We start from the raw sequence: 11820 nt of genomic DNA, 5'->3' as shown, positions 1-11820 counted from the left end.
ACGCTTTGCCCTGCGACGCCCCCGTGTTTCTCGATTGTGATCGTACTCGTCCCGCCATAGCCCTGGTCCGACTGCGAGGGCGGCGTTCTCGCCCACTAGTCGGACCAAGAGCGGGCGATAACGGTTACTCGCACGCGACGCCGTCGCCATCGCGGTCGAGCTTGCGGCTGTACCCGGGCTGGCCTGCATAGATCGGGGCGGCTCCTGCTTGTCTCACCTCAGTGCAGTTGGCGTAATATGCTGCTGCCGGCGCCGGTGCCGGTGCGGGCGGTACATATGGTGCAGGCGCGGGTGCCGGTGGAACATACGGCGCCGGAGCGGGCGCGACGTACGCGGGCGCCGGAGTGTACGGGTCAGGTGCGGGTGCCACCGGTGCCGGAACAACCACAGCCGTTGCCGCGGGTTCCGGCGCCTTTGAAGTCTCGGGGGCTGTTACCACGGCCACTTCCTTCTCGCCGGTCGGAACCAACTGATTGACGCAGTCTGCTAGTACGCGGGCCATCGCGTCGTGCTCGGCCTGGGTCACCCACAGCTCATAAGTCGCCTTAACAGAAATCTGCCGTGCGACGTAGGCGCACTGGAAACTCTTGATCGGGGGTAGCCACGCCGCAGCATCGCCATCCCCCTTCCGAACGTCAGTCGGCCCGTCCGTGGCCTGAAGGTTCAAGGGATCGTTGGCAAACGCCATGCGCTGCTCTCCCGATAATTGCTGGGCGCCCGTACGCCATGCGTCACCCAAGGAAACCACATGGTCAATCTGCACAGCACTGCTGGTGTCGGGGCCGCGTTGGAAGTGGATCGTTGTTGCCGTGTAGGGGTCCGCGAGGGTCCCGCTCTCCACTTTGCAATGCACATCATCTGCGAACGTGACGTCCGTAAGGTCCCGCTTGAGAATATCGTTCCGGGTGTCGCAACCGTTCCTGTCAGTGTCGGCCCATGCTTGGCCGAACATGGCGCGGTCATCGTAGCCTGCCGTCGGCGCCGTTCCCTTGACGGGGAGACTAGCGAGGAGGTCGAGCGCTTTGGTTGCGTACGCCGGCTGGGATTTAGGAGCTGTATAGCTGACGCCCGTGGCGAGTGCTGTGACGTTCTCAGGGTCCATCGGCTCCCCGGTATTCGTCGGGGTCGGGGATGGGGAAGGGGAGGGCGAGGAAGCCTTTGAAGAAGCGGCGGAAGCGCGGGCCGCTTCTTCTGCTGCGCGCTTTTCGTTCGCGGAAGCTGCCTCGGCAGCAATGCTTTCTGCCGACCGGGGCGGGACGGTTAGCCCGCCGACGACGAAGAGCACCAGAGAGGCTGCAAGGACGACACCACCGGCTTTCCGGCTGCCTGGCAGCCGTGCCCACGAGCGGCGGCCCGTGATCACAACGTAGAGGCCGGTAAGTGCGGCAAATATGGCGAGGAATATCAGTGCCCCACCGAGCCCGCTGGTGGCAGCCCCCATCGCCATAAATGCCAGCGTGATTGCTCCAACCACGAATGTTGAAACTTTCGGCTTCCGTGGCGGTTTCGGCGTACCAACGGACGGCTCACGCGCTCCCAAGAGCGATTCGTAGTTATTCAATTTGTAATCCCCATGTTTTTGGCACCTCAGCATTTTGCTGGGTGTCAGGCCTCGGCGCTATCGTGCGTCAAAGGGGATTGTATGGCCTTGCAAACAGATATCAGGATTCTCGTCACATTGTTTCGGCGATCGAGGCGTGGATGCTCCTCCACCTGGAACAGGGATCGCGCTCAATCACCTCTTAAAGGGATCCTGCAAGGAAATCGACGCGCCGCCAAATGAACTCGGTACACGTCAGCTATATGGTTGGCACAACCCAACGAAAAGGAACCGATATGGCACTTTCCCTCGATAAGATCAGTGAACAGGCCCCGGGCCTCCTCTCACTGGCCAAAACCGCATCGCACGCAGTCGATCTCTCCGGGCTCAACGGCCAGAAAGCCAAGGTCGCCGTCGCCCTGGACTTCTCCGGCTCCATGAGTCGGGTCTACAAGTCAGGGTCCATGCAGCGCCTTGTCGAAAAGGCTCTGGCCCTGGCAACTCAGTTCGACGACGACGGAGCCATCGACTTCTTCATCTTCGACTCCAAGGCGGCGTACTTGGGCGAAATCAATATCGATGACTTCGCCGGCTCCGTGGATCGCCTGACCAACGGCCGGCGCATGGGCAGCACAAACTACGCCGACGCCTTCCTGACCATTCGTGATCACTTCGGGTTCGCCCCGCCCGCACCGCAGGCCCCGCTCACCCCGCCGAAAAGGGGGTTCTTCGGACTCGGCAAGGCACAGGCCGCGCCGACCGCCCCGGCCACCCTGGCGCCGTCCACTCCCGCAGACATTCCTGTCTACGTCCTGTTTTTGACCGACGGCGCCCCGGACAACCAGTCCAAGGCCGTCCGGGCTCTGACTGAGGTGTCGACGGCGCCGATCTTCTGGAAATTCCTCTCCATCGGCAAGCAATCGATGGTCTTCCTTGAGAAGCTGGACACGCTCACGGAGCGGTTCGTGGACAACGCCAACTATGAACCGATCGGCGATGTTGACGCGATTAGCGACGCGGTCCTGTTCAAGAAGATGCTGGTCGAGTTCCCGGACTGGCTCAAGGAAGCCAGAGCCAAGCGCCTCATCAAGTAAACCTCCGTTGGAGGCACAGTAGGTTCAAGCTCCCGAGCGGAGACGCGAAAAGGCCGTCGACGTTTCCGAGGAAACGTGGACGGCCCTCCTGATTACGGACTCAGTCGCGCAGCACCCAGGCGGCATTGTTCGGCTGCAGCCAGCCGTCTTCGGCCGGCGGCGTGGCGCTAAGCAGCATGGTGCCGGCGGGCAGCTTCACGGGCTCAGCTCCCATCGCGACGGCGACGAGGAAGTGCTCGTTGCGTTCGCAGATGAGGAGGTTTCCGGCCTCGACCCGCCAGGGGCCGCCGTCGTTCGCGGTGAAGACGCCGTTCTTCCACAGCTGCCGGCGCGCCTCAAGGGCCGTTTGGGTGAGGTTGAGAACGGACGTGGGGTCCTGCTGCTGCTGTTCGATCGCATAGTTGCCCCAGTCATCCGGCTGGGGGAGCCACGGAACTGCAGCTTGTTCGGTGGCCGCCTCGCCGAGCGAGAAGCCGTGGTTCAGCGCCGCGTCCTCGGTCCACGGCAGCGGGACGCGGGCGCCGTCGCGGCAGACGCCGCCGCGGGCCCACATCGGATCCACCCGGGCCTCCACCGGGACGTCGGCCTCGGGCAGCCCGAGTTCTTGGCCCTGGTAGAGGTACGCGGAGCCGGGCAGTCCGAGCAAAGCCACGAGGGCGGCCCGGGACCGGACGCTGCCGAGTTCGCCGCCGCCGAAGCGCGTGACGGAGCGGACGATGTCGTGGTTTTCCAGCGCCCACGTGGGGGCGGCTCCGTGAATCTTCCGGGCCTCCTCGAGTTCGTTGCCGACGGCGGCCCACGCCTCTGCGTCCCAGCCCAGTTTCACGAACGCGAAGGCGAAGGCCTGATGCATCTCGTCCGCGCGGGTGTACCGGGCGGCGCGGGCCGGTTCCAGGTTGACCTCGCCCACCAGCAGGCGGTGCGGCTCGTACTTCTCGGCCAGCGTGCGCCAGCGGCGGTACACCTCGTGGACTTCCTCCTGGTCCGAAACCTGCGGGTTGGACCGCAGCCCGTCCACCACCCCGCCCGTGGAGGGCGAATCGGGCAGCCCGTCGGCCTTGAACAGCGCGTGCGCGACGTCGATGCGCAGCCCGTCCACGCCCTTGTCGAACCAGAAGCGCAGCACGCCGTCGAAGTAATCGCCGACGGCGGGGTTGCGCCAGTTCCAGTCGGGCTGCCCGGCCGAGAAGAGGTGCAGGTACCAGTCCGTGTCCGTCGCCGAGCCCGGGTTGGCGCGGCTCCAGGCCCGGCCGCCGAAGACGCTCTGCCAGTTGTTCGGCGGGACGTCGGAGCCGCCCGAGCCGCCAGCGTCCGACGCAGCGCCGCCGTCGTCGTCGGACATGCCCACTGGACCCGGCACAAAGTGGAACATGTCCCGCTCCGGCGAGCCCGGGCCGGCCGCGAGGGCCGCCTGGAACAGTGGGTGCTCGGAGGAGCAGTGGTTGGGCACGACGTCGAGCAGGATCCGCAGGCCCAGCGCGTGGGCCTGCTCAAGGAGCGAGTCGAACTGTTCCATGGTGCCGAACAGCGGATCCACGCCGCAGTAGTCGGTGACGTCGTAGCCCTGGTCCACCTGCGGGGAGGGCTGGAACGGGGTCATCCAGATGCCGTCGACGCCGAGCGCGGCGATGTACGGCAGCCGGGCGATGAGCCCGGCAAGGTCGCCCACGCCGTCGCCGTCGCCGTCGGCGAAGGAACGCGGGTAGACCTCGTAGATGACGGCGGACTGCCACCACTCGGGGGCCGGCGCGAGAGTGGTCTCCTCGACGGGGCCCGCCGGCGAAACAGGGCTCATTTGCTCGCGCCCGCGGTGAGGCCTTCGACGATCCGCCGCTGGAAGATCAGCACCATAATGACCAACGGTACGGTGACGATCACTCCGGCGGCCATCTGCTCGCCGAAGGGCGCCTGGAATTCGGTGGCGCCGGTGAACTTGGAGATCGCCACCGTGGCCGTCTGGATCTTGGGGTCGTTGATCATGGACAGCGCGATGATGAACTCGTTCCAGCTGTGGATGAAGGTCAGGATCGCGGTGGTGAAGACGCCCGGCGCGGCGAGCGGCAGCAGGACCCGGCGGAACGCCTGCCACTTGGTGCAGCCGTCAATCATCGCGGCTTCCTCGAGGTCGAACGGCAGGGCCTTCATGAACGTAGTGAGGTTCCAGACCGCCAGCGGGATCGCGAAGGACAGGCTGGGGACGATCATCGCCTGGTACGTGTTGATCCAGCCGAGGTCCGTGAAGAGGCGCAGCAGCGGCACCACCACGGAGATGCCGGGGAACATCGACGTCGCAATGATCACGCCCAGGATCACCGATTTGAAGCGGAAGTTCAGCCGGGAGATCGCGTAGGCGGCGAACACTCCGAGCAGCAGCGCGAAGACCGTGGTGGTGCCGGCCACGATCAGAGAGTTCAGCAGAGCCTGGCCGAACATGGTGGAGCCGTCGAACACCTTGGCGTAGTTCTCCAGCGAGAACGGCGCCGGCAGCAGGGTGTTGTCGAAGATGTCGGCGGTGCGGCGCAGGCTGGAGACCAGCATCCAGTAGAACGGCGCCAGGCAGTAGGCGAAGATCAGCGCCAGGCCCAGGTACACCGAGTAGGAGCGCCACGTGCGCACCTTTTTCGTTTTGCCGGGGCGGCCGACGGCGGCGGTTGCGTCGGGCGAGCCCGCGCCGGAGTCGCTCGGTGCGCCGGAGTCGGTGGCCGCGTTGCGGAGGTCGGAGATGGTCATCGGGTGGCCTCGGCCTTCTTCTGTTCAGCGATGTCCAGTTCAGGGTTCGCCTGGGTGCGGGTTGCCTTGGTGCGGGACTTCCTCGCCATCAGCTTCAGTTCCTTCGCTCCCGTGACGTCGGCGCCGAGCACCTTCACGAAGACGATCGCGACGACGGCGACGTACAGGAAGAGCATGATCGCGAACGCGGAGGCCGAGCCGTAGCGGAGCTGGTTGGATTCGTCCCACGCCAGCATGGAGAGGGTCTCCACGGATTCCTTGCCCGGGCCGATCAGCACGAAGGGGAGATCGAACATGCGCAGCGCGTCGAGCATGCGGAACAGCACAGCGACCAGCAGGGTGGGCTTGACCAGCGGGAGGGTGATGGAGCCGAGCTGGCGCCACCAGCCGGCGCCGTCGATCTTGGCCGCTTCGTAGACTTCGCCGGGGATGACCTGCATGCCGGCGAGAACCAGCAGGCCGATGAACGGGGCGGTCTTCCAGACTTCGGCGATGATGATGGCCGCGCGGGAGGCGTTGCCCTCGGCGGTCCAGAGGATTTCGCTGCCGAGCAGGGTGTTGGCGATGCCGTCGGACTGGAAGATCCAGCGCCACAGCAGGCCGGAGACGGCGGTGGGCACGGCCCAGGGGACCAAGATGCTGGCGCGGAGGAAGGATCGGCCGCGGAAGGCGCGGTTCATGGCCAGGGCCAGGCAGAGGCCCAGGACGGTCTCGAGGAACACCGTAGTAATGGTGAAGAACGTGGTGTTGCCGAGCGCGTTGAGGAAGCGCCGCCCGGTTTCGCCGACGAAGAGGTCGGCGTAGTTGGCCAGGCCCACGAAGGATTCGACGTCGGCGACGAAGCCGTCCGCGTCCAGTCCGGATTCGGCGCGGTAGAGGGACTGGTGCACCGCGGCGAGCAGCGGGTACACGATCACCAGGGCCAGCACCAGGATGGTGGGGGAGAGCAGCAGTGCGGCCATGCGGCCTTCGCCGGGAGAGCGGTTGCCGCGGTGGCCGCGTTTGCGCGGGCTGGCTGGTTGGGGCGTGCCGGTCTGCGCGCCGGCGGGCGGGGCGGTCGTCGTCGTCATTCTGGGAACCTCACTGGGGTTGCAGCTGCCGGGCCGGCCGGGGTGAACCGGCCGGCCCGGCTGTTGCTACGGGGCGGAATTACTTGGCGGAGAGCTCGGTGAGCTTGGCCTGCATGTCGTTCAGGGCCGTGTCCGTGTCCTTCTTGCCGGTGATGGCCGCGTAGGCCTCTTCCTGGATGGCCTTGGTGGTGGCGCCGTACTGGACCACCTTGGGGCGGGGCTGGGCGTTGTTCAGCGAGGTCAGCAGGGTGGGGAAGAACGGGCGCTTGGCGACGACGGCGGGGTCCGCGTAGAGGGAGGCGTAGGCCGGGGCGCGGGAGGACAGGGCGAGGCGCTTCTTGGCCTGCTCTTCGCTGGTGAAGAACTTGATGAACTCCAGGGCGGTGGCCTTGTTGGCGGTGAACGGCGAGATGGCGAGGCTGCGGCCGCCGAGGGTGGAGACGCCGGGGCCGTCGGTGCCCGGGATGGAGGTGATGCCGAACTTGCCGGCCACCTTGCTGGAGCCGTCCGTGGCGCTCAGGGAGGCGTGCAGGAAGGGCCAGTTGCGCAGGAAGACGAGCTTGCCGTCCTGGAATGCGCGGCGGCCCTGCTCTTCGAGGTAGGTGATGGCGTCGGAGGGGAAGAGGCCTTCTTTGAAGCCGTCCACCAGCAGGTTCAGGCCCTTCTTGGCCTCGGGGGTGTTGACGGTGGGCTTGCCGTCGGCGTCCACCACGGTGCCGCCGGCGGAGGCCACGGCCTCGGAGAAGTTGACCGTGAGGGCCTCGTTCTTGTCGAACTGGCCGGCGTAGCAGGACATGCCCGCGGCCTGGGGGAGGGCCAGGATGGCCTTGCAGGCGGTCTTCATCTCGTTCCAGGTCTTGGGCGGGGCGGCGATGCCGGCGGCCTTGAGCAGGTCCGAGCGGAAGTAGAACAGCGCGCCGTCGGTGTAATACGGGGCGCCCACCAGGGTGTCCCGGTAGGTCGCGGCGTTGACGGTGGCGGGGATCATCGTGTCCGTGGGGATCGCGTCCGCGGGCAGCGGCATGATCCACTTGTTGGCGGCGAACTCGGAGGTCCAGACGACGTCCAGGTTCAGCACGCTGAAGGTGTCCGACTTGATCTGGGCGTTCTGGATGAGCTGCTGGCGCTGCTGGTCAGCGGAGTCCGGCAGTTCGACGAACGTGACCTTTTCCTCCGGGTGGGCGGCGTTCCATTCCTCGATGCTCTTGTTGGCGGCACCGGAGGCATCGCGGTTGGAGACGTAGTTGATGGGGCCCTTACCCTCGAAGGACGCGGCGGCCTTCGGGGCGCTCTTCGCGTCCGTGGACGTCCCGCCGCAGCCGGTGAGGGCGACGGCGGCGACGGTCAGGGATGCGGTGGTGGCGAGAAGAGTCTGCCAGGTGTGGCGGCGCTGCCTCATGTGTTGCTCCTTGTTTTGGGTTGGTGCGAGTCGGGTGGTGCGGGTGGTTTGGTGCATGCGGAACTGCGGCGATGGTTGCCTGGTGGCACGGGGGAGTGCCGGCTGTCGCCGTGGGTGGTGGTGTTTGGGGTCTTGGCTAGCTGACTAGAACTTGGGTGCCGACTTGTTCGCCGGGCGGTGCCGGATTCGCCGCTGTTGAAATGGGCGGCGCGGTGGAGCCGCGCTCGATCAGCCGGTGCGGCATGATCTTCGGCCCCAGGTCGCGGGATCGGAGCAGCTTTTTCACGGCCATCCGTCCCATCTCCTCGAGCGGTTGGGCCATGGTGCTCAGCGGCGGGTTGACGTGCAGGGAGGTGGAGGTGTTGTCGAAGCCCAGGACGGAGACGTCCTCCGGCACCCGGAGCCCGCGCCGCTGCAGTTCGTTGACGACGGCGGCACCCATCTCGTCGCTCATCGCGAAGATGGCGGTGAGGCCGGGTTCCTGCTGCAGCAGTTCGTCGACGCCGGCGGCGCCGCTTTCGTAGAAGAAGCTGCCGGTGGCGGTGACCGGGGTGCAGCCGGCTTCGATCATGGCGCGGAGGTAGCCGCGCTTGCGGGGCTGGCCGACGTAGATCGACGCCGGATCCCCGGTCAGGAGGCCGATGCGCCGGTGGCCGAGCCGCAGCAGGTGACGGGTCGCGTCGTAGGCTGCCTGCTCGTCGTCGATGGCCACGCTGGGGGAGCCCGACTTGTCGCTGATGGCGACGGAGATGATGGGGACGTTGGGCCCCAGCAGCTGCCTCGTTTCCGGCGTGATCACCGCGGAGATGAGGATGACGCCGGCGGCCCGGTAGGTGCGCAGGGTCCGCAGGTACCCGGCGATGTAGGCGGATTTGGCGCCGGTGCGGCCGAGCATCACGGCGTAGCCGCGTTCCTGGGCCTCCTCCTCCACGCCCTGCATGACCTGGGAGGCCAGGGCGTCCGAGACCATGGGGGCGAGGAGTCCGATCACAGACGTCTGCCGGGTTTTCAGGCCGCGGGCAAGGTAGTCCGTTTCGTAGCTGAGGCTCTTGACCGCAGTTTCGACGCGTTCCCTTGTTTCGTCGGAGTAGCCAACGAGCCCGTTGACAACCCGGGAGACGGTGGCCGGAGAGACGCCGGCGTGCTTGGCGACATCGCGGATGGTGACCACTGTTCCTCTTCCCTGAGGGTGTCTGGTTGTTTGCGCAACCCGTCATGGCGACGGGTCACGCAAACGGTTTACGTAAACGGTTTCGTTAGATGCAGGATCAACAGTAAGGGGTGGGCAGGGGATCGCGTTGCGTTTCGTAAACGAGCGGTTTTCCGGCTGGGCTCTTGAGGCATGTGCTGTGCCGGCCCTCGGCGCGGGGATTACAGGGAATCTTCATCAACCCGTGCAGGCGGCCAGCCGTATCTGCCGCCCCACCGGCGCCTCCCATCCTTCCAGCTAAGAGGCTTCCCAAGCCGCGGGCTCAGTACATGCCCCCGCGGCGCGCCCGGCGTGCGTGGGATTCGCCCAAACGCCCGGAGTGCTGCGCAGTCTCCGTAGTAAGGCGCGGACTGCACGGGGAACAGGGGCCGCTGCAGGCGGAACGAAGCGTGCGGAAGGAAGCGCGGGGCAACGCCGGCGCGAGGTGAGCGACATCACCACGCTACCGTGATGTTTGACCTCGCTGAGAAACGCGAACATCAAGCCTGCGGCCAGTGGAGGCCTTTAACTCGTGTCAGCGGCGCCGCGTTCCTACTGGTTCAGGAGCCACCGACGTGCATGGCTAGGCGCATGCAGTATTCTTTGCCACGAGGGGTTTTTTGGGGAACGCGCGCGTTTAGAGGTCGCGTCCGAAGAGTGAGTAGGGATGCATGACTTCGTTGGAATCGTTTAATCCGCTTGAGGAGCGTTTGTCTGGCGCCAATATTCCGCTCCTGAGAAGCTCATTGCTACGCGAAATCGATAACATTCTCAGTAGCTACACGGGACGCTACGATGCATTTGCTGAGTTGATCCAGAACTCTTTGGATTCCGTTGACCTTCGAAAGCGGACATTACGGGATGCGACGACATATATCCCGGCAGTTGAAGTCGTAGTCGACATTGACACTAACCGCATTACAGTTTCCGATAACGGCGTCGGCCTCTCGGAAGGACAGTACCGCAGCTTCTTAGCCCCTAACTGCTCGTTCAAAGCCAAGAATGGTATGAGTCGAGGGCATAAGGGTGTAGGTGCGACTTTTGTTGCTTATGGGTTTGATTACATGCGAATTTCGAACAAGACGCCGGATTTTACCGCCACCGGAATAATCCGGGGCGCGCGGGGCTGGGTAGAGTTGCAGGATCCAAGTCTCGAGTTCCCCTTGGTAACCGCGGATCCAAGTTCAATGGAGACTGATTTTTTTGCCTCACAAGAACAAGGTCTATCGATAACCGTGGAGTTTGGCGAGCACACGACGTTGAAGAGCCTTGGCTGGCTCCAGGCGAAAACAGCGGCTTCCTGGATGACGATTTTGTCGGTCAAGACAGCCATCGGTGCGGTGGTGCCGTCTTCTGATGTGCAGATACGTCTTGTGGTCGTGTACGGCGGAGAAGCTGAGGAAGTGATCCGCGAGGGTATCGGCTACTTCTGGCTTAGGAGTCAAGGAAAAAAGCCTCGGTCCTTGAATGAGATTATGGAGGCGGAAGAGAAAAGCACTGCGGAATATGGGCGGGGGCGACGACTTCCAGGCCGTTTCAATAACTTGGACTTCTTGTACAACAGTTGGACTGCCGTCGAACTTCAAGACGTCCTCTCGAAAGATATTTTGGCACAGCATGAAGATGTCATCGCGCATTATACTCCGACAATCGAAATGGAGTATGGGTACTCGGCGAAGCTTTGGTCTTCGTATAACGAGCAGCTGAAAGTCCGGAGCGGCCAATCTGTTGTGAAGGCTGGGATTCAGCTTGCAGCGAATGGAATGCCGCAGGGTGAGGTTATTCAAGTCCCTCTGACGAAGAATATAGGACGTCAAAATCAGGTTCATTTCCTTGTGCATTTTGACCGTTACACCCCTGATTATGGTCGAAAGGGTTTCAAGCGCGAGTTGGTGGATTTCTCCGAGGATGCCGCCCAGTACATAACGCAGCGTCTTATAAACCGATACCACGGGTATCTCAAGGAAAATACTGGTGCGGCGCCGGACTTGAAGCGTTCGACGCAGCTAGACCAGTGGAAAACTGAGATGGTAGCACATGAGAAGGCTAATCCCCTTGAAATTGAGTCTGATCATTTCTTCCTTCCCACTAAGCGGATATCCATCACGTCTATTCCGTCACGGGAGCAGGACGTGATCGCACTCTTCCATGAGCTAGTTTCTGGTGGCGTGATTCGCGGCGTTCAGACTCTGGCAACTAATGAACGTTCAACATATGATGGCCTATATCGGGCGACTTTCTCAGGGGATAATGCCCTCTTTGAATACGATTCCGTCACCAACCCTCTCGGCATCAGTGCCGAGCTATTTGAGGACATGGAAGGACTTGTAACCGAGCCGAAAGTTCTGGAATACAAATACAGTCTTGATGGATTGATATCCGATATAAACGGCCTTGACAAGAACTTGTCAGACATTGATTTGTGTGTGGTTTGGGAGACTGGCGACGATTATAGGGACGATTACGCTATATCGACACACTTGCTCCCTGAAAACTACGAGAATCGTCAAGTGCACGGTTTTACGCACACCCTTCAGGTTCCAGATAATCGCTCCTGGGCGTGCGACTTGATTATTCTCAAGGAACTGGTCGAGTTCATGACGGACCGCCAAAAAGCTGAAGCGAGTCAACGTCAGAAATATGAGGAAGAGTAGGACAACCGCACTGCCCGGCGAAAGAGGGCCTGCGAGCGTGTCTACGGTCGGCCCGGTCCGTGAAGTCCCACCTTGCCGAGTTTATTGCAGCTGGGGTCCTGGACTGCGCCGTCGTAGGCTGATTGGCCGCCAAAACAGTGACAG

The 11820-nt window shown here is 63.4% G+C and carries 8 protein-coding genes; 2 read left to right on the top strand and 6 right to left on the bottom strand.

The window, feature by feature from the left end; genetic code table 11:
- Positions 1 to 124 precede the first annotated feature (124 nt).
- Positions 125 to 1561 carry an excalibur calcium-binding domain-containing protein gene (locus tag AC1DBQ_RS00840; protein ID WP_476926681.1) on the bottom strand — a complete coding sequence of 479 codons (1437 nt, stop codon included), beginning with the start codon at positions 1559 to 1561 and terminating at the stop codon, positions 125 to 127.
- A gap of 275 nt (positions 1562 to 1836) precedes the next feature.
- Here AC1DBQ_RS00840 and AC1DBQ_RS00835 point away from each other — a divergent pair, with 275 nt between their 5' ends.
- Positions 1837 to 2634: a VWA domain-containing protein gene (locus AC1DBQ_RS00835; protein WP_476926680.1), complete on the top strand. Its 798-nt coding sequence runs from the start codon at positions 1837 to 1839 to the stop codon at positions 2632 to 2634.
- 100 nt (positions 2635 to 2734) lie between these two features.
- On the opposite strand, the gene AC1DBQ_RS00830 is transcribed toward AC1DBQ_RS00835, so the two are convergent.
- The 5 genes from AC1DBQ_RS00830 to AC1DBQ_RS00810 all read right to left on the bottom strand — a co-directional run bounded on the left by AC1DBQ_RS00830 (position 2735) and on the right by AC1DBQ_RS00810 (position 9004).
- A complete protein-coding gene (locus AC1DBQ_RS00830; protein WP_476926679.1) occupies positions 2735 to 4429 on the bottom strand; it encodes an alpha-amylase family glycosyl hydrolase in 1695 nt (564 codons plus the stop codon).
- Positions 4426 to 5364: a carbohydrate ABC transporter permease gene (locus AC1DBQ_RS00825; protein ID WP_476926678.1), complete on the bottom strand. Its 939-nt coding sequence runs from the start codon at positions 5362 to 5364 to the stop codon at positions 4426 to 4428. The genes AC1DBQ_RS00830 and AC1DBQ_RS00825 overlap by 4 nt, the downstream gene beginning before the upstream one ends.
- Positions 5361 to 6434 (bottom strand): carbohydrate ABC transporter permease, encoded by a 1074-nt coding sequence (locus AC1DBQ_RS00820; RefSeq protein ID WP_476926677.1) that lies wholly within the window; start codon positions 6432 to 6434, stop codon positions 5361 to 5363. The genes AC1DBQ_RS00825 and AC1DBQ_RS00820 overlap by 4 nt, the downstream gene beginning before the upstream one ends.
- Before the next feature lie 79 nt (positions 6435 to 6513).
- Positions 6514 to 7833: an ABC transporter substrate-binding protein gene (locus AC1DBQ_RS00815; protein WP_476926676.1), complete on the bottom strand. Its 1320-nt coding sequence runs from the start codon at positions 7831 to 7833 to the stop codon at positions 6514 to 6516.
- A gap of 136 nt (positions 7834 to 7969) precedes the next feature.
- A complete protein-coding gene (locus AC1DBQ_RS00810) occupies positions 7970 to 9004 on the bottom strand; it encodes a LacI family DNA-binding transcriptional regulator (RefSeq protein WP_476926675.1) in 1035 nt (344 codons plus the stop codon).
- A 689-nt stretch (positions 9005 to 9693) separates the two neighbouring features.
- On the opposite strand from AC1DBQ_RS00810, the gene AC1DBQ_RS00805 reads away from it, so the two are divergent.
- Complete coding sequence (locus AC1DBQ_RS00805; protein WP_476926674.1) at positions 9694 to 11676, top strand: hypothetical protein; 1983 nt, start codon at positions 9694 to 9696, stop codon at positions 11674 to 11676.
- Positions 11677 to 11820 lie beyond the last annotated feature (144 nt).

Source organism: Arthrobacter sp. 10T413_2, from assembly GCF_056394205.1.
Note: the sequence above shows the minus strand (reverse complement) of the source record. Positions and strands in the feature narration are given on the sequence as shown.